This window comes from Gammaproteobacteria bacterium, assembly GCA_022340215.1.
Classification (GTDB): Bacteria; Pseudomonadota; Gammaproteobacteria; order JAJDOJ01; family JAJDOJ01; genus JAJDOJ01.
This window is the reverse complement of sequence record JAJDOJ010000082.1, coordinates 1-17,734: the sequence shown is the minus strand read 5'-3', so window position 1 is coordinate 17,734 and position 17,734 is coordinate 1. Positions and strand designations below refer to the sequence as shown.

Annotated in this window: 16 protein-coding genes and 1 tRNA gene; 13 read left to right on the top strand and 4 right to left on the bottom strand. The window is 62.0% G+C overall.

Annotated elements, in window-relative coordinates; all coding sequences use genetic code 11:
- Positions 1-256: 256 nt before the first annotated feature.
- Positions 257-331, bottom strand: a tRNA-Val gene (locus tag LJE91_06045).
- Positions 332-540: 209 nt separating this feature from the next.
- On the opposite strand from LJE91_06045, the gene LJE91_06040 reads away from it, so the two are divergent.
- Together LJE91_06040 and glgP are read left to right on the top strand one after the other, a co-directional pair.
- Positions 541-777, top strand: coding sequence for a hypothetical protein (locus LJE91_06040; GenBank protein ID MCG6868295.1), 237 nt, complete (start codon positions 541-543; stop codon positions 775-777).
- Positions 778-1,059: 282 nt separating this feature from the next.
- Positions 1,060-3,618 carry an alpha-glucan family phosphorylase gene (gene glgP / locus LJE91_06035; GenBank protein MCG6868294.1) on the top strand — a complete coding sequence of 853 codons (2,559 nt, stop codon included), beginning with the start codon at positions 1,060-1,062 and terminating at the stop codon, positions 3,616-3,618.
- A 37-nt stretch (positions 3,619-3,655) separates the two neighbouring features.
- On the opposite strand, the gene LJE91_06030 is transcribed toward glgP, so the two are convergent.
- Positions 3,656-4,351, bottom strand: a complete 696-nt coding sequence (locus LJE91_06030; GenBank protein MCG6868293.1) for a hypothetical protein — start codon at positions 4,349-4,351, stop codon at positions 3,656-3,658.
- Between the two features lie 264 nt (positions 4,352-4,615).
- On the opposite strand from LJE91_06030, the gene zwf reads away from it, so the two are divergent.
- The 11 genes from zwf (at position 4,616) to LJE91_05975 (ending at position 16,333) form a co-directional block, all read left to right on the top strand.
- Entirely contained in the window at positions 4,616-6,094 is a 1,479-nt protein-coding gene (gene zwf / locus LJE91_06025) for a glucose-6-phosphate dehydrogenase (GenBank protein MCG6868292.1), read from the top strand.
- A gap of 6 nt (positions 6,095-6,100) precedes the next feature.
- Entirely contained in the window at positions 6,101-6,880 is a 780-nt protein-coding gene (locus tag LJE91_06020) for an RNA methyltransferase (protein MCG6868291.1), read from the top strand.
- 222 nt (positions 6,881-7,102) lie between these two features.
- The gene (cysE, locus tag LJE91_06015; protein ID MCG6868290.1) at positions 7,103-7,867 is read left to right on the top strand and encodes a serine O-acetyltransferase; all 765 of its coding nucleotides are present in this window, start codon (positions 7,103-7,105) and stop codon (positions 7,865-7,867) included.
- A gap of 177 nt (positions 7,868-8,044) precedes the next feature.
- A complete protein-coding gene (ndk, locus tag LJE91_06010) occupies positions 8,045-8,476 on the top strand; it encodes a nucleoside-diphosphate kinase (GenBank protein MCG6868289.1) in 432 nt (143 codons plus the stop codon).
- A gap of 53 nt (positions 8,477-8,529) precedes the next feature.
- Positions 8,530-9,690 (top strand): 23S rRNA (adenine(2503)-C(2))-methyltransferase RlmN, encoded by a 1,161-nt coding sequence (rlmN, locus tag LJE91_06005; protein MCG6868288.1) that lies wholly within the window; start codon positions 8,530-8,532, stop codon positions 9,688-9,690.
- 4 nt (positions 9,691-9,694) lie between these two features.
- On the top strand, positions 9,695-10,450 hold the full coding sequence (gene pilW, locus LJE91_06000) for a type IV pilus biogenesis/stability protein PilW (GenBank protein MCG6868287.1): 756 nt from the start codon (positions 9,695-9,697) through the stop codon (positions 10,448-10,450).
- On the top strand, positions 10,447-11,418 hold the full coding sequence (locus tag LJE91_05995) for a DUF4115 domain-containing protein (GenBank protein ID MCG6868286.1): 972 nt from the start codon (positions 10,447-10,449) through the stop codon (positions 11,416-11,418). Before pilW ends, LJE91_05995 begins: the two co-directional genes overlap by 4 nt.
- A gap of 19 nt (positions 11,419-11,437) precedes the next feature.
- Positions 11,438-12,718: a histidine--tRNA ligase gene (hisS, locus tag LJE91_05990; GenBank protein MCG6868285.1), complete on the top strand. Its 1,281-nt coding sequence runs from the start codon at positions 11,438-11,440 to the stop codon at positions 12,716-12,718.
- Entirely contained in the window at positions 12,718-13,359 is a 642-nt protein-coding gene (locus tag LJE91_05985) for a tetratricopeptide repeat protein (GenBank protein ID MCG6868284.1), read from the top strand. Before hisS ends, LJE91_05985 begins: the two co-directional genes overlap by 1 nt.
- A gap of 68 nt (positions 13,360-13,427) precedes the next feature.
- On the top strand, positions 13,428-14,615 hold the full coding sequence (bamB, locus tag LJE91_05980) for an outer membrane protein assembly factor BamB (protein ID MCG6868283.1): 1,188 nt from the start codon (positions 13,428-13,430) through the stop codon (positions 14,613-14,615).
- A 68-nt stretch (positions 14,616-14,683) separates the two neighbouring features.
- Positions 14,684-16,333: an efflux transporter outer membrane subunit gene (locus LJE91_05975; GenBank protein ID MCG6868282.1), complete on the top strand. Its 1,650-nt coding sequence runs from the start codon at positions 14,684-14,686 to the stop codon at positions 16,331-16,333.
- A gap of 125 nt (positions 16,334-16,458) precedes the next feature.
- Here the strand turns inward: LJE91_05975 and LJE91_05970 are convergent, their stop codons facing one another.
- Positions 16,459-16,848 (bottom strand): transposase, encoded by a 390-nt coding sequence (locus tag LJE91_05970; protein MCG6868281.1) that lies wholly within the window; start codon positions 16,846-16,848, stop codon positions 16,459-16,461.
- 629 nt (positions 16,849-17,477) lie between these two features.
- Positions 17,478-17,734, bottom strand: a 257-nt coding sequence (locus LJE91_05965; protein ID MCG6868280.1) for a hypothetical protein, incomplete at its 5' end; no start/stop codon positions are given.

The window sequence follows — 17,734 nt, the reverse complement described above, 5'->3', positions numbered from 1 at the left end:
ATGCCAGTATGGCCATCAATCTTTTGGCTTCACGGATGTCGCCCATGTCCTGAGCCTTTTTTAATTTATCGATGAGCGATTTCTTATGTGCTTTGGTGAGCTTCAAATAAAAGTTTAACATGTGGTGGACCCCCTGTTTTTCCGGAGATCCCCACGTTACGTTACTATTTCGTTTCCTGGTTGTCTAGGCCTTTCGTAAGATCCGGATATATCGTGCTTTTCCAAAATCTTTTTCTTGAGATCTACTAGTGAGTTATGGTGGGCGGTACTGGGATTGAACCAGTGACCCCTGCCGTGTGAAGGCAGTGCTCTCCCGCTGAGCTAACCGCCCGGGAAGGCGGAATAGTCTAGGGATTCAGTTCGCGATCGTCAACTCGGATATGACGGGTCCCCAAGCATACGCTTCCCTTTCCGTGGAGGCATTTAACGGGTCCGGGATGAACTCAGGATGCCCGTCTATACTTAGGATTTGAGAAAAATCGAGCGATTTCGTGGAGCATCGATGATTGAAACCCGCAGTCAACGAATCGAAATAGGGTGATGGCGTCCGATCGCCGACACCGCAAAGATCGCAGACAACGCAGACGATCGTCCTTTTTTCCCCTGTTCGACAGTAGCGGGCAACCCGTGCTGTGGGACCGACGCCGGGCGCAGGGACGGAGAAACGCGGATGCGACCGGTCCCTGGACACGGGACGACGTGCCGGGCGTGCTCCTGATGCTACTCATGCTGGTAATCCTGATCGGCGGGATGTTGTCCATGTGGTCCGGCCATTGACGGCCATCGGGCGTGAATGGTATCCGCTACGGTAGCCGAAGCCACTCTGCCCCATACCCGGCAGGTTTGACCGACCTAGCATGACACTCTGAATCCCGGATTCTGCGCCCGGTAACGATCAGACGCCTCCCCTCGAGTCGAGCTGATTCCGTGTGATGGTCGCTGGCTGGAACATAGAATAAATATCGAACGCAACCGCGACTGGGTGTAGACTTCTCGTATCGTATGCCGGTGCCAAGTGAACCGGGTAGGGACAAACAATAAACTTAGTGGAGCAATACGGTGACAGGAACGCTTTACTCGTTGGAAGTTCGTCCCACGATTCCCGCGCGGCTGGCCCGGTTGGAGGATCTGGCGAACGACCTCTTCTATAGCTGGTCCAGTCAGACACGCAGTCTGTTTCTCTACCTCGACGTGGCGCTCTGGGAGTCGACCGGTCACAATCCAAAGCTGTTTCTCCGGCGCATTTCCCAGAAACGACTGGACGAGGTCGAGCACGACCACACCTTCATCGAGGGCTACAACCGGGCGCTCGTCCAGTACGACACCTACATGTCAGAGCCGGTGCGCTGCCATTTGGACGAATGCCTGGATATCGACAAAGACCTGGTCGGGTACTTCTGTTTCGAGTTCGGATTTCACGAGAGCGTTCCGATCTATTCCGGCGGCCTTGGCATCCTGGCCGGGGATCACTGCAAAGCCGCAAGCGACCTTGCAGTGCCGCTGGTTGCCGTCGGTCTGCTCTATCAGCAGGGCTACGGCACCCAGGAGATCGACCGGCACGGGAATCAGGTAGTCCGCTACCCGGAAACGGACTTCTCGCAACTGCTGGTCTCGCGGGTGCGCAAGGCGGACGGCGCGGAGCTGCGGGTTTGTGTGCCATTGTGGGAACGTGAGGTCGTCTTGCGGGTTTGGGAGGCGAAGGCTGGACGAATCCGGCTCCTGCTGCTCGACAGCAACGTGCCGGAGAATAACGGGGACGATCGGAACATCACCCGGAAGCTCTACGGTGGCGGGCAGCAGCGTCGTGTGTGCCAGGAGGTAGTTCTCGGGGTGGGTGGTGTGCGGGCACTGAGAGCCCTCGACCTCAATCCTACCGTCTGGCACATCAACGAAGGCCACGCGGCGTTTCAGATCATCGAGCGGTGCCGCGAGCACGTCGTTCACGGCATGTCCTTCGAGGCGGCGCTGGAGCTGGTGGCTGCCGGTACGGTATTTACCACCCATACACCGGTCCCCGCGGGACACGATATCTTCGACCTCCAACTATTATCGGGGGCCCTGCATCGCCTGGTGGAGGGTCAGGGCATCGAAATGGCGCGCCTGTTCGCGCTGGGGCACAGCCCTGGCGCGGATGGGCAGTTCAATATGACAGCGCTGGCGCTGCGCGGCTCGCGTTTTCACAACGGTGTGAGCCAGATTCACGGCGAGGTGGCCTCTCGCATGTCGTCCTATGTCTGGCCGGAGGTCCCGCCGGTGGAGAATCCAATCGGCCACGTGACCAACGGGGTACACCTGGCGACCTTTCTCGCCTCGCAGTGGCGCGCCTTTTTCGACATTAACCTGCGTGGCAAGTGGCGCAACGAGCTGCTGAATCACGACTACTGGGCGTGTATCGACGAATTCCCCGACTACGCCTACTGGAGTACGCGCCAGTCCCTGAAATCGGAAATGCTTAAAAATATCAGGACGCACGCCAGGCGGCAGTACCGTCGCAACGGATTCAATCCGGTCGAGATCGACCACCTGACGAAACTTCTGCATCCACGCCGTACCAATATCCTCATCCTTGGCTTTGCGCGTCGATTCGCCACCTACAAACGCGCCACACTGCTGTTCCGGGACGTCGACCGCCTGGCGCGTCTACTGAACGATCCCGAAAGACCGGTGCTGATCCTCATGGCCGGCAAGGCGCACCCGAACGATGAACCGGGTCAGTCGCTGATCCGACAGATCCACGACATTTCGATGCGCCCCGAGTTTCAGGGTAAGGTAGTGCTGCTGGAGGACTACAACCTGGCGCTGGGCCGCTGGCTGTTCACCGGCGTGGACGTCTGGTTGAACACCCCCGCCTATCCACAGGAGGCGAGCGGCACCTCGGGACAGAAGGCCGCCATGAACGGGGTCATCAACCTGAGCGTGCTGGATGGTTGGTGGGGAGAGGGCTTCCGCAAGGGCAACGGCTGGGCGATACGACCCGACACCAACGCACGCGACGACGAGGAACGAGATGCTGTGGAAGCGCGCGTCCTGCTCGATATCCTGGAGGAGCAGGTGATTCCGCTCTATTTCAATCAGGAAGCGGATGGTTACTCGGAAGGCTGGGTACGGATGTCGAAGGCCTCCATGCGTTCGTCCCTGCCCCAATTCAATGCCGCGAGAATGCTCAGTGACTATGTGAGGCACCTGTATGCACCTGCTATTCGGCAGGGACTACGGTTAGGCGCGGATGGAGGGGAGTCCGCGAGGGTGCTGGCCGAATGGAAGGCGACAGTCTCGCGACTCTGGGAGGGGGTCGAGGTCAAACGCATCGATACTCCGCCTGCGGCGATTCGGGACGGCGAGATCATGCGGATACGCGTCGGCGTCAAGCTGAACCAGCTGCGGCCCACGGACCTGATGGTGGAATGCCTGACGGGGCGGTGCAACGAGGCGGGTGAGTTCCAGGCATCGGTGATCTGTCGACTCGAACCCGAGGATACCAGGGCGACGGACGAAGCGGTCTTCTCCCGTGATTTCCTGCCCGCGCTAGCGGGCCTGCAGCACTACTCGATTCGGGTCTACCCCTACCATCGTTTGATGAGTCATCCCCTGGAGATGGGGTGTATGCGCTGGTTGTGAGACGCATCCGCGGAACCGATGGCCTGCCCGCCGTTCATCAAGCCCCCAGGTCGATCAAGACGATGTCGACATCGAATCCGTCCGTGTCGGTAGTAGCGTAGGCCCGAGGCGCATCAACGTTGTCTACGCCGAATCGGGCCATGTCGGCGACAGAGAGAAAGTAGTAGTCGGGGACACTGAATGGCGGCAACTTGCCGATGCGGCAGATGGCCTCGTCGACACCGATCCCTGCGAAGAACCCGCGTTCGAGGCGCGCCAGGCGCTGGGCCTCCTCTCGTGCGCGGCGCCTGGCCGTAATCTCGTCCTCGCCGTAGCGTGCCATCCGCGGGGCCACGTCATCGACCCATTGGCCGGTTTCCCAGAGATGCAGGTAGTTACCATGCCAGGCCACGACCGCGCCGTCGCGGATTGTCTTGCGGCGCGCCGCGGGAAAGACGTAGTTGGCGCAGGACGAAAGACAGTGCCCCTCGACCTCGACATCCAACCCGAGATCCTTCACCCACAGGCCCAGTTCGATCCCGGCTTCCACGCTGCCACCGGGCGAGGTGATGCGCAGTCGCATCAGGGGGCGGCTGGCCGCCTTTCGGAAGATCTCGCGGTTGCGCTCCTGCGTGATTTCACCCTGGTAGACGGCCGTGGTTTCGGCGGCGCGCGGAACGGGTTGATCCGCTACCGCATCCTGACGCAGGATCGCCAGCAGGCAGAGTAGGCCAGCGATCGATCTGGCTATCAACGATGGTATGGAACGGTTGTCGCAACACAGAGGACGGACGAAAAGACAAGCAGGATGGTACGTCATTGGACAGAAATCCCCTGAATCCCATACGACCTTCCGCGCATCGACGACGATCATGGATAATAGATGGATAATAGGAAGTCGGGACGGCCTGTCGGCGAAGAGACAGGTTGCCGGAGCATACCGCCCTGCAGGACCGGTTTCACCGTTTCCGTCAGACTGCTACCCTGACCTCAGGATCGAATACGTCCTCCGACACCGATGACCAACGCCTGTACATTCGTCATTTTCGGCGCCACGGGAAACCTTGCCCGAATCAAGTTGATTCCGGCGCTGTATCACCTGGACGCGGCCGGCCTACTGCACCCGGACACACGGATCCTGGCCAGCGGGAGGCGGCCCTGGGACGACGCACACTGGGTCGGAGAGGTCCGCGAGATGCTTCGGGCAAAGGCGCGCGGCGGTCTGGATGAAGCCCTGTTCGCGCGCTTTTCCGGGCGGTTGTCCTATTTTCGTGGCGACATCACCGCGGGGGAAACCTACGCCGGGATGGCGAAAGAGCTGGCGGAGCCCGAGCGCTTTCCCCCCAACCTGGCCTTCTACATGTCTATCCGTCCCTCCGATTTCGGTACGGTCACAGAGCGCCTCTCCGCCAACGGCCTGCTGGAAGAGACCAACGGCTGGCGCCGCGTCGTGATCGAGAAACCGTTCGGATACGACCTGGAGAGCGCCCGGCAGCTTCAGCGGCGCATCGAGCGATACCTGAAGGAGCCGCAGGTCTATCGTATCGATCATTATCTGGGTAAGAGCACGATTCGCAACGTTCTGGTCTTCCGCTTCGCCAATCTACTGCTCGAACCGTTGTGGAACCGTAACTACATCGACCACGTCCAGATCACCCAGGCCGAAACGCTGGGTGTCGGGAGCCGTGCGGATTACTACGACGGTGCCGGGGCCATGCGCGACATGATCCAGAGCCATCTCCTGCAGTTGCTCACCCTGGTGGCCATGGAACCGCCAGCCTCCATGGCCTCCGAGGCGCTGCGCGACGAGAAGGTCAAGGTGCTGAGCTCGGTCAGGCCGATCACGTCGAGCTCGGTGCATGCTCACGCGGTGCGGGGTCAGTACACCGCTGGACGGATCGGGGAGGGGACCGTGCGGGGTTATCTGGAAGAGGACAAGGTCCCGCCGGGCAGTGTGACCGAGACCTACGCGGCGCTCAAGCTCTACATCGACAACTGGCGCTGGCGCGGGGTGCCGTTCTATCTGCGCACCGGCAAGCGCATGGCGGCCACCCAGTCGATGGTGGCGATCTGTTTCAAGGAACCGCCGCTGCAATTCTTTCGCGATACCCAGGTGCGCAGGATGCACCATAACTGGGTTGTCCTCGGGATCAATCCCTGCGAGTGCCTTCGCATGGAACTCACCGTCAAGGAGCCGGGGCTCGCGATGGCCACGCGGCAGAGCAGCCTGGACGCAAGCCTGGTCACCGAGCAAGACACCCCAACCGAGGCCTATGAGGACCTGTTGCTGGATGTCATCGAAGGGGACCGGTCGCTCTTCCTGCGTTATGACGAGGTGGAGTGGGCCTGGCGGATCGTCGATCCGGTGCTGCGGGTCTGGTCGACGGAGCGCGACTATATCGCCGGCTATCCCGTCGGGAGTTGGGGTCCGGAATCCGCCGAGCAGTTGTTCGACCGCGAATCACAGACCTGGCGTCGGTCCATGCGGCCGGAATAGGGCGGGATGCGACTCCCCGAAACGGAGAACGAGCCGGTCGGCTCGTGGTTGTCCCGGGTGCGTGTCGTCCTGGTCGAAACCTCCCATCCGGGAAACATCGGGGCGGCGGCGCGCGCCATGATGACGATGCGCCTCGAGCAGCTCTGCCTCGTCCGGCCCTGGACGTTTCCTCACCCCGATGCCGTCGCCCGGGCCTCCGGCGCGACCGGCGTGCTGGAAAACGCCAGGGCTTGCGAATCCCTGGACGAGGCCCTTGCAGGCTGCTCGGTGGTGGTCGGAGCCAGCGCACGGCGGCGCAGCATTTCGTGGCCGGAACTTACCCCACGCCAGTGCGCGGGGACGTTGCGCGAGGGGGCATCGGCTGGTGGAGTTGTCGCCCTGGTCTTCGGCCGCGAGAAGACCGGGCTCAGCAACCGGGAGCTCGACCGGTGCCGGTATCTGGTCCGGATCCCCAGCAATCCTCGATTCGGCTCGCTCAACCTGGGGTCCGCCGTACAGGTGTTGTGTTACGAGCTGCTGCTCGCGGCAGGTTTCCCGGAGCCCTTGGTGGAGGATCCAGAGGATAGAGCGGCGTCGTCGGAGGAGGTGGAACGGATGTTCGCGCATCTTGAACAGACGCTCATTGCGCTGCGTTTCCTGGATCCTGAAAACCCGCGTCACCTGATGCGCAGGTTACGGCGACTCTATCATCGGGCGGGACTGACGCGGGCGGAGGTGAACATCCTGCGCGGCATCCTTACCGCGAGTCTGGCCGTCCGGGAGCCGGGATCCGGCGGACCGACGTGACGCGCCGGCTGTTGTCATGTGCGGCGCGGGCCACCATCATTGGCCGGGAGCCAGACATCGCGGATGCTCATATGGAGCGCTCAGATTCGCTCCAGCCTGCTAGAATGGCGCCAAAGCAAAGGACCCGACCCTTGATCCTGCCCAGGCGAACCGTTCCAGCGAACAGAAAGCTCGCCTTGCAAGGTTTTGCCCGGTTCGCCACCCAAAGACGGAAAATCAGGCATGTTTGAGCAGTTTCGTGAGGACATCAACTGCGTCTACGAGCGAGATCCCGCTGCCCGCAGCACCCTTGAGATCCTTACCGCCTATCCGGGCATCCATGCCGTACTGATGCATCGGGTGAACCACTGGCTATGGAACGTGGGGGCGAACTGGATCGCGCGCATGGGGTCGCATATCGCCCGCTGGCTCACCGGGATCGAGATCCACCCGGGGGCGCGCATCGGGCGGCGCTTTTTCATCGACCACGGCATGGGGGTGGTGATCGGCGAGACGGCCGAGATCGGTGACGACTGCACGCTCTATCACGGTGTGACGCTGGGCGGGACGAGCTGGCAGAAGGGCAAGCGTCATCCCACGCTGGCGAACGACGTCGTGGTTGGCGCCGGGGCCAAGATCCTGGGACCGGTCCGTATCGGCGAGGGTGTGCGCATCGGGTCCAACTCCGTCGTACTGAAGGACATCCCCAATGCGGCGACGGTGGTTGGCATCCCGGGGCGCGTGGTCGCGACGCGCTCGGACGAGGTGACCCGCAGGCGACACGAGACCGCGAAGAAGATCGGGTTCGACGCCTACGGCGCCACGGCGGATATGCCCGATCCCGTGGCTAGCGCGATCAACAGCATGCTCGACCACATCCACGCCATGGACAAGCGTCTCGACGAACTCAGTCACGAATTGAAGCACATGGGTGGGCACGTCGACGACAGCCACCTTCCCGACATCGACCCGGAAGACGTCGCGGGAATCTCGAACAACGGGCATTGAAGGGGTTGAACCCTACGATGGCCCGACATTGCCCGCCTCTCGGGGCCAAAGTAGAATACGCCGGTTTTCTTCAGCGTAATCCCCGATCCCTGCCCGACTCGACGCGAAAACGGTGCGCGATCAGGTTTCCCGGCGGGTTTTCGACTATTGTGTACTGAATCAATGGAGCTGCAGATTATGCCAGTGGAGCGCACATTATCCATCGTCAAGCCCGATGCGGTTGCGAAGAACGTGATCGGACAGATATATGACCGCTTCGAGCGCGCCGGACTGTCGATCGTCGCCGCGCGGATGATGCACCTGAGCCGAGAGCAAGCGGAAGGTTTCTACGCGGTGCACAAGGGGCGCCCGTTTTTCGACGACCTGTTGGAGTTCATGACCTCGGGACCCGTGATCGTGCAGGTGCTGGAAGGGGAGGACGCCATCGCGAAGAACCGCGAGGTCATGGGCGCTACCAATCCCGCTGAGGCGGCGGCGGGCACCATTCGCGCGGACTTCGCCAGTACCATCGACGAGAACGCCGTACACGGTTCCGACGCGCCGGACACCGCGCGAACCGAGATCGCGTATTTCTTCAGCACCACGGAAATCTGTCCGCGGTCCCGGTGACGATCACCGGTAACAGCAGCGAACCGGTTTTCGGGACGTCGCATCCGTCCCCGGTGCGCGCGGGGGCCGTCCGGCGTACCTCGACCGGGACGGGGCACCACACGGCGCCGGCCAACCTGCTCGGCTTGTCGCGTGAGAATCTCGAGGCGTTGTTCTCACGCATGGGGGAGCGCCCCTACCGCGCCCGCCAGGTACTCAAGTGGATCCACGACCGCGGTGTCACGGAATTCTCCGCGATGACCGATCTCAGCCGCGAACTGCGCGATAGGTTGTCACGGGAGGCGTGCATCGGCGTGCCGGAGGCTTGCGGCGAACAGTCTTCCTCCGACGGGACCCGTAAGTGGGCGCTCCGGCTGGACGCCGGCAACGTCATCGAGACCGTTTTCATCCCGGAGAAGTCCCGCGGCACGCTCTGCGTTTCGACGCAGGTCGGCTGCGCACTGGACTGCACCTTCTGCGCGACCGCACGTCAGGGTTTCAACCGAAACCTGTCGGCGGCCGAGATCGTGGGCCAGTTGTGGCTCGCGCGACGGGCGCTGAAGACCGCGCCGCCGGGAACGCCGGGCGTGACCAACGTCGTACTCATGGGCATGGGCGAGCCGCTGCTCAATTTCAATAATGTAGTTGACGCCCTGAGGATCATGATGGACGATTTCGCCTATGGTCACGGCAAGCGCAAGGTCACGCTGAGCACCTCCGGGGTCGTCCCCGCCATGGACCGGTTGCGCGAGACGCTCGACGTGAGTCTGGCGGTGTCGCTGCACGCCGCCGACGACGCGCTGAGGGATCGGCTCGTCCCGTTGAATCGCAAGTACCCCCTGGCAGAGCTGATGGGCGCCTGCAGGCGCTTTCTGCAAGACAAGCACCGCAAGCACACGATCACCTTCGAGTATGTCATGTTGAAAGATGTCAACGACTCCGTTTCGAACGCCCGCGCCCTCGCAAAGCTGCTTGCCGATATCCCGGCCAAGGTCAATCTGATCCCGTTCAATCCCTTCGAGGGGGCGGGATTCGAACGATCCGGGCCAGATGTGATCGATCGGTTTGCCCGTGTGCTGCAGGAGCGGCGGATCACGACGATTACCCGGCGGCCTCGCGGTCAGGACATCGCCGCAGCCTGCGGCCAACTGGCCGGGTCGGTGGACGACCGTAGCCGCAGACCGGAGCATTTCGCCCGCCTCGAGGCGAGTTTTCAGCAACGGGCCGAGGGCTGACGCCGTGACGCGCAATCTGTTGCTCATCCTGCTAGCGATGTTGACGTTTTCCGGTTGCGCGAGTTCGAGCAAGGAAAAGCAGCAGACCAACGAGACCCGCATTGCCGATCTCAACGTTCAACTCGGCATCGGCTACATGCAGGAAGGCAACCTGCAGATCGCGAACGAGAAGTTCCTCAAGGCATTGAGAGCGGACCCGAAATCGGCAGAGGCGCACTGGGGATATGCACTGCTGCAGATGCGGCTAGGCAACGCCAAACTCGCGGAGCAGTACTTTCAGAATGCGCTGAAGCTCGATCCGGAAGACTCCATGGCGCATAACAATTACGCGATCATGCTATGTGACGAAGGTCGTTACCGCGAGTCCGAAGCACAGTTCATGAAGGCAGTCGAGAACCCGCTCTACAAGCAGCCGGAAAGCGCTTACACGAATGCGGGCATCTGCCTGTTGAAGATCCCGGATGTGGCCGGCGCGGAAGCGTATTTTCGCCTGGCGCTGCAGAAGAATTCCTTGTGGGGCCCCGCGTTATACCAGATGGCGAAGCTCTCACACGAGCAGGGGCGCGACCTGCAGTCCCGGGCATTCATGCAGCGCTACGAACGGAGCTGGGAGCACAGCTCGAAGTCCCTGCTGCTCGGGTATCAGATAGAAAAAGCGCTTGGAAACACCGAGGGAGCCGCCAAGTACTCCGGGACGCTGAAAGAACGGTTTCCAGACTCGGAGGAAATGACCATCATTCTGGAGGCGGAGAAACCATGATCGAAGAACAGTGCATTACGCCTCGGTTGCAGATCGATGTGACGCCATCGGCAGGGACCGGTGGGATCCTGCGCCAGACGCGAGAGTCTCAGGGACTCGGCGTGGAAGACGTGTGCCGCCGACTGCGGTACTCACGCGATACGGTCCTCGCGCTCGAAAATGAACGATTCGAGCGGCTTCCGGAGCCGATTTTCGCGATCGGGTATATCAAGGGGTATTCCCGATTTCTGGGGCTGGATCCCGCGCCCATGATCGCGCAATACCGGGCCAAGACCGGGGTGGTTCCCGAAGAGGTCGTGGTACCGGAGCCAACACGTCGCATGCCGAGGGATATCGCCGAGAAGCTTCCGATCTGGGGCGCGGTCGCTGTCGGGATCGTCGCCACGGCCTGGTTGTTGTGGGCCGGTTTTGTGGGCGAGGCCCCCAAATCGGGTCGCGAGGCGATGTCGACGACTTCCGGTGTGCCCGGCGATGTCGCCGCCACCGCGCCCGGTGCGGCGGAAGCCGGGATGTCCTCGTCTGTCGAAGAGCCAGACGGTGAACAGGAAAGAGGGGGTGCCTCCCGGGATACCGGGCCGGAGCGCGTCGAGATCGCCCAGTTCGAGAATCCGCCGACGGCAACGGCGGATCAGCTGGTCCCACGGCTTTCCGACGTCCGGACGGATGGCGTGGCCTTCGATGGCACGTTAGTGGCTTCTGCGGTGTCTGCGAAGGGCACAGACGTGCTCGCCATGGCCTACAACGCGGGTTCCTGGACCGAGGTCTATGACGCCGACAACCGGCGTCTGCTGTTCGATCTGGTCAGATCGGGAGACCAGCGCACCGTCGAGGGTCGGGCGCCGTTCAGGATCCGGTTGGGTAAGTCGGACGCAGTGGACATCAAAATCAACGGTGCACCCTTCGATCATGCGCGCTTCGCCAGACCCGACCGCACGGCGCTTTTCACCGTGGCGGTGAACGGCGACTAAGCGTCGATTGGCGGAACGGATGGCCGGTATCCTGAATTCCGTCAGGGGGATGCACGATGTGCTGCCTCCCGATTCGGCCGTCTGGCAGTCGCTCGAGCGGTCGATCCTTGGGGTGCTGGCCCGCTACGGATACGACGAGATCCGTATGCCGCTGGTCGAGGCCACGGAGTTGTTCGCGCGCTCCATCGGCGAGGTCACCGACATCGTCGAAAAGGAGATGTACACCTTCGAGGACCGCAACGGAGACAGCCTGAGCCTGCGTCCCGAAGGGACCGCTGGCTGCGTCCGGGCCGGTATACAGCGGGGGATACTTCAGAACCGCCAGCAGCGCCTGTGGTACATGGGGCCGATGTTTCGACACGAGCGGCCACAGCGGGGCCGTTACCGCCAGTTTCACCAGATCGGTGTAGAGACCTTCGGCTTCGAGGGTCCTGATATCGACGCGGAACTGATTGTCATGTCGTCGCGCTTCTGGCGGGAACTCGGACTCCGAGACGTGAGACTGGAGATCAATACCCTGGGTACGCCGGCCAGCCGAGCGGCGTACCGGGAGAGGTTGACCGACTACCTGCTCAGGCACGAGGATGCGCTGGACGAGGATGCCCGGCATCGCCTGCGGACGAACCCGTTGCGGATCCTGGATACCAAGAATCCGGACATGAGACCGGTGGTGGAGAGCGCGCCGTCGATGATCGACTCACTGGATGAGGCATCGAAGACACACTACAAAGGACTGAAATCGACGCTCGATGCGGCGGGTGTCGCCTATGTCGAGAACCCCAAACTGGTGCGCGGCCTGGACTACTACAACCGCACGGTGTTCGAATGGGTCACCGATTCGCTTGGCGCGCAGGGAACGATCTGCGCGGGCGGCAGATACGACGGACTGGTGGAACAGCTCGGCGGGCGGCCTACGCCGGCGGCCGGTTTCGCCCTGGGCCTGGAACGTCTGGTCGAGATGCTGGGCGAGACCGGAGGAGCAACGCCCACCGCGCCGCATGCCTACGTCGTCATGTCAGGGGCGGGGACGGAGGCGGCCGGCAGGGCACTGGTAGAGTCGCTGCGCGACGAAGTGCCCTGGCTCCGCCTCGTCGCCAACTGCGGCGGTGGGGGATTCAAGGCGCAGTTCAAGCGTGCGGACCGCAGCGGGGCATTCCTGGCGCTAGTGATCGGCGAGGACGAGGCGGCGGTCGGCAACGTCACGGTGAAGTATCTGCGCTCCGGTGAGCCGCAGCGCACGGTGCCTCGAGCAGAACTCGGAAACAACCTCAGCGGAATCCTGGGGGAAGGGAACGGTTGATGACCACGTACGAGACGGACGAGGAGCGCGTCGAGGCGCTCAGAAATTGGTGGAAGGAGAATGGGACCTCCATCGTCGCGGGTATCGCGCTCGGGGTCGGGGCACTGGTTGCCTGGCGGGGCTGGGTGAGTTGGCAGGAGGGTCATTCGAAGGCCGCGTCTGCCCTCTACGCGGAGATGACGGCGGCGGGCAAGCGCGCAGATACGCAAACCGCGCAGCGCCAGGCGGAGCTGTTGCTCGAGGACTATGGATCGACCCCCTACGCGGCACTGGCCGGTCTGGAAATGGCCAGGCTTAACGCCGAGGCCGGGGACCCGGAGTCCGCCGAGACCGAGTTGCGCCGGGTCATGGACGAGGCGGGTGAAGCGTCGTCCCGGGACTTGGCGCGGCTGCGGCTCGCACGCGTGCTCATTGCCTCGGGGAAACCCCAAGCCGCGTTGGACCTGTTGTCAGATGCGTTGCCGGTCGCCTGGATGTCACTGGTCGAAGAGGTGCGGGGGGATGCCTATCGCAAGCTGGGAGAGAGTGATAAGGCGCGGGTAGCCTACGATCGCGCGTTGCTGACTTACGGCGACAACGCCGAGTATCTGCAAATGAAACGGGCCGAACTGGGTTCCGGCACCCGCGCCTCTGGGGAATGACTGGCTTTAGCGCACGCCGGGTTTTCGGTGCCTGTCTTCGCGGGCGTCCACCGATATGCGGGCGATTGATGGTGCTCTGCGTCCTCACCCTGACGGTTGCGGTTTCTGGATGCGGCGCCATGGGCAAGGTCGCCGGTCTGTTCCGCAAGGACAACTTGAACAAACCTTCAGAGCTGACGGAATTCGAACCCACTCTCCAGATTCGACAGGTCTGGCGCACATCATTCGGCAAGGGGACCGGCAAGAACTATCTGAAACTTCATCCCCTGCTCGATGCCGGCACCTTATTCGTGGTCGATCACAAGGGCGACCTGGGTGCGCTGTCGGCGGAGGACGGTAAGGAACTCTGGGACGTCGAGATCGAAACACCGATTACCAGCGGTGTCAGCGGCGCCGGAGATCGGATCGCGATTGGCACGGACACCGGGGAGGTCGTCGTACTGGATGCGGCGCAGGGGACCGAACTCTGGCGGCGACAGCTTTCCAGCGAGGTCATGGCGATCGGCCATCCCGATTTCGGCATCGTGGTTGCCCGTACCAACGATAGCAGGGTCTACGGCCTCGACGAAATTACCGGCGAGATCGTCTGGACTGCGGGCCGCACGGCGCCCGTACTGACACTAAGGGGGCAGAGCAAGCCGCTGGTAGCCGCGGGCAAGGTCATCGTGGGTTACGATGACGGCAAGCTGGTGGCGCTCTCGCAGGTGCTCGGAAACGTCCTCTGGCAGACGACCATCGCGGTACCCGAGGGTCGCTCCGAGCTCGAGCGGATGGTGGACATTGATGGCGTCCTGCGCCTTCAGGAGGGGGTCGTCTACGTAGCCGGATTCCATGGCCGCGTGGCCGCCGTTTCCCTGGTCGACGGTCGGATCCTCTGGAGCCGAGACCTTTCCTCCAGCATGGGGTTGGATCTCGATGACGATCATGTCTTCGTTACCGACGCCGAAAGCAATGTCTGGGCCCTGGACCGGCGCACCGGCGCTTCCTTATGGAAGCAGGACAAGCTGAAATATCGTCGGCTTAGCGCGCCCGCGGTGGTGGATCGCTATGTTGTCGTCGGGGATTTCGAGGGCTACACGCACTGGTTGAACGCCGATGACGGCACCTTCGCCGCACGCTATCGCGTCGATCGCAAGGGGCTGCTGTCACAGCCGCTGGTGAACGCCGGGCGGGTCTACATCGCGGGCAACGGCGGCAATTACGCGGTTCTGGAGCCTGAACTGGAGGAGGCGGCTGAGGTCCAGGAGCCCGAATAGTCTCCGCAACTCCGCTGCCGGACTCGTGCGGCGCGCCAAACTGAGAAACAAACGGGAGTCATCTCGCTATGATCGATGCTGGAAACGGCGGTTCCGACCGGGAGGTGGCCCGGGGTGCGAGGTGGTACCGCGTCCGGGTCAGGGCAGCGTTCGTCGCGGCGGTCATCCTTCTCGGCGGGTGCGCCGCGGTCGGTCCGAACTTTGAGCCGCCCAAGGCCCCACAACAACCCGAATGGCAGGAGGTCGGCGAGCCGGGGCTGACGGCGGAGGCCGTCGGCTACCGGGACTGGTGGAGCGTCTTCGGCGATCCGGAACTCGATCGGCTCATCGAGCTGGCATACGACGGCAATCAGACCCTGCAGGTGGCCGGGTTGCGGGTCATCGAGGCCCGAGCGCAGCTCGGCATCGCCGTCGGCAATCTCTATCCCCAGCAACAGCAGGCCTTAGGTTCCTACGCCTATCAGGCCATCAGCGAGAACGCCGTACCGGTCAATAACCTGCCCCCGGTCGTGGCCAATGGCGTCGACACGACCTTCAACAACTGGGCCCTGGGGGGCGGTGCGAGCTGGGAACTGGATTTCTGGGGCAAGTTCCGGAGGAACATCGAGGCGGCCAATGCGAACTTCGTATCGAATCTGGCCGACTACGACAACGCGATCGTCCTGTTGACGGGCGACGTGGCCTCGACCTACGCGCTCATCCGCACCTTCGAGGCGCGCCTTGAGATCGCGCGACGCAACGTCGAACTCCAGAAGAGAAGCCTGAACATCACAGAGGTGCGATTCCGTAACGGGGCCACGACCGAGCTCGACGTGCGACAGGCCGAGTCGCTGCTCTACGAAACCGAAGCCCTGATTCCGCAATTCGAAAACGGTCTGGCGCAGTCACGCAATGCATTGGCGACCCTGCTCGGGATGCCGCCCGCGGAACTGGACACGGTCCTCAAAGGGACGCCAGGAGAGATCCCACGACCGCCCGCGACGGTTGCGGTCGGGGTGCCGGCAGACCTGTTGCGCCGCCGCCCAGATATCCGCAGCGCCGAGCTCCAGGCCGCCGCGCAGAGTGCGCTTATCGGGGTCGCCAAAGCCGATCTGTATCCCAGTCTGGGGCTGGTCGGAAACATTGGGTTACAGGCATCCGACGCGGCGGACCTGTTCAAGGGCGGTAGTCTGGTCGGCGTTATCAGCCCCGGGTTCAAATGGAACATCCTGAACTACGGTCGGATCACGAACAACGTCCGGGTCCAGGACGCGCAGTTCCAGCAACTGGTGTCGAACTACCAGAATACGGTGCTGCAGGCGTATCAGGAAGTCGAAAACGCCATGGTCGGCTTCCTCTACAGCGGGCAGGAGGCCACCACCCTGGAAAAAAGCGTCAAGGCGGCCGAGCGCTCCGTCGAGATCGCCCTGATTCAGTATCGCGATGGGGTGGCTGACTACACCCGCGTACTGAACACACAGACCTTCCTGGTCAGGGTGCAGGACCAGATGATCGCCGCGCGCGGTAACGTCGCCACCAACCTGATCGGAATGTACACCGCGCTCGGCGGTGGCTGGCAGGTGAGGGAAGGCAAACCGGTCGTGCCGGAGTCGACCATGAAGGCGATGAGCGAGCGGACCGACTGGGGCAGCCTACTACCGGAGGATGTCCCCACAGAACCACTCGATCCACCGAAACCGGCCGGTCAGCAGTCGGTTTTCGAGTCTCCCTCCTGGTGACAGGCGGGAGATCTACCCGCGAGGTCTCCCCGACAATCCCTTGCTGAGGGGGTGAGGCGCGGCAATCGCCTCAGCACCGAAACTGCGCCGGGTTCTTCCACCTTCCCGATACCCGGGAAGCCGTATCAGCCTGCTGATTCCGGGCGGCTGGCGCGCTTCTCGCCGGCACCATGGCGGTACCTATTTGCGCCTTGGGCATCGAGTTGCGCAGAGAGCACGGCATTGCCGCGTAGACGCCAAAGCAGATGCACGCGATCGCCGATGGCCGCACGCAGGGGCTTGAGGAGCCCGTTGTTACCGAACCAACTGCCGGTGACGATCACGAGGGGATGTTGGGTGAAGGCCTGAGCCAGTTCCACAAACATCTCGACGGCTTGCTCGAATTTGGTGCGAAAGGCGATTTCCTCGGCCCCCATTCGTACTGTCGCCTGGGCCAGGGTCTTTTTCAGAAAGTAAAATCGAAACGCCAGCGGCAGACAACACCCGCGTCCACGAATGGAATTCAACAACCCCACGGTGACGATGTTCTGCGACCAGGGATAGCGCGCCTGATTGTCTTTGGCGAGACCATGAAGGTGTAGAAGCGCCGTTGCGTCATCGACAGACCGAACAGGCTCTGTAAGGTGCGCAATAGATTCGAGGAGCGCGCGCTGGTGACGGGAATGAGAATGGCGACCATTGTGTAAGCGATCCAGGCAAAACGGTCCCGGCCATTGTCGGAGTCGGGAAAACCGCTTTATAGGGGCTTGAGAGGATCGCGTAGAATGAACATTGAATGAGGGTCTTTTTGTTTGTATATCAATTGGTTACGGAGTATTTAATATACCATGAAAGGAGCCCTCATTCACGTTTAAGGGTTTTTATAAGAATAATCAGATTGTTTCTCCTACATACATCCTGTGTTTTTATACAGCTACAGAGCTAAACAAAGTGGATATTAGTATCCACTAATATCTGCACGCATTAGCGTTTGCTGATATTCAAAACCGTGAAACTTCAGTTTACGAACTGAAGCGCAGCGAATCAGAAAAGGGCTCGCTACCTTCAGATGACCCGACTTCGCGGAATCTACGTCGAGCCCAGTTTCAGCACCAGCAGCATGCCGGATCCGCTTCGCTTGATCCGACCTACGGTTTTTTCGTGCTTACAGTGAGTCATGAGACATTGCGTAGGGTGGAACAAGCGCAGCGGTTCCACCGTCATGGGTGTCTGCGGATCCCAACCGGAAAGTCGGTTGAGAACATGCCGGTGCTCTACCCCTCCACCTGGGCCGGGCCGCCTGCCGGGCCTGGGAGGATATGTGGGTCAGATAAGGCCAGATGACCTGACTTCGCGGAATCGACGTCGAGCCCAGTTTCAGCACCAGTAGCTCGAGGGTCATGGCGGCGAATCTGGCCAGGC

Excerpts from the sequence above, each read along its gene's own strand:
- ndk (MCG6868289.1), top strand. The coding sequence starts at position 8,045 with ATGCCAGTGGAGCGCACATTATCCATCGTCAAGCCCGATGCGGTTGCG.
- hisS (MCG6868285.1), top strand. The coding sequence starts at position 11,438 with ATGGCCGGTATCCTGAATTCCGTCAGGGGGATGCACGATGTGCTGCCT.
- LJE91_05995 (MCG6868286.1), top strand. The coding sequence starts at position 10,447 with ATGATCGAAGAACAGTGCATTACGCCTCGGTTGCAGATCGATGTGACG.
- LJE91_06020 (MCG6868291.1), top strand. The coding sequence starts at position 6,101 with ATGCGACTCCCCGAAACGGAGAACGAGCCGGTCGGCTCGTGGTTGTCC.
- LJE91_05985 (MCG6868284.1), top strand. The coding sequence starts at position 12,718 with ATGACCACGTACGAGACGGACGAGGAGCGCGTCGAGGCGCTCAGAAAT.
- cysE (MCG6868290.1), top strand. The coding sequence starts at position 7,103 with ATGTTTGAGCAGTTTCGTGAGGACATCAACTGCGTCTACGAGCGAGAT.
- LJE91_05975 (MCG6868282.1), top strand. The coding sequence starts at position 14,684 with ATGATCGATGCTGGAAACGGCGGTTCCGACCGGGAGGTGGCCCGGGGT.
- zwf (MCG6868292.1), top strand. The coding sequence starts at position 4,616 with ATGACCAACGCCTGTACATTCGTCATTTTCGGCGCCACGGGAAACCTT.
- LJE91_06040 (MCG6868295.1), top strand. The coding sequence starts at position 541 with ATGGCGTCCGATCGCCGACACCGCAAAGATCGCAGACAACGCAGACGA.
- bamB (MCG6868283.1), top strand. The coding sequence starts at position 13,428 with ATGGTGCTCTGCGTCCTCACCCTGACGGTTGCGGTTTCTGGATGCGGC.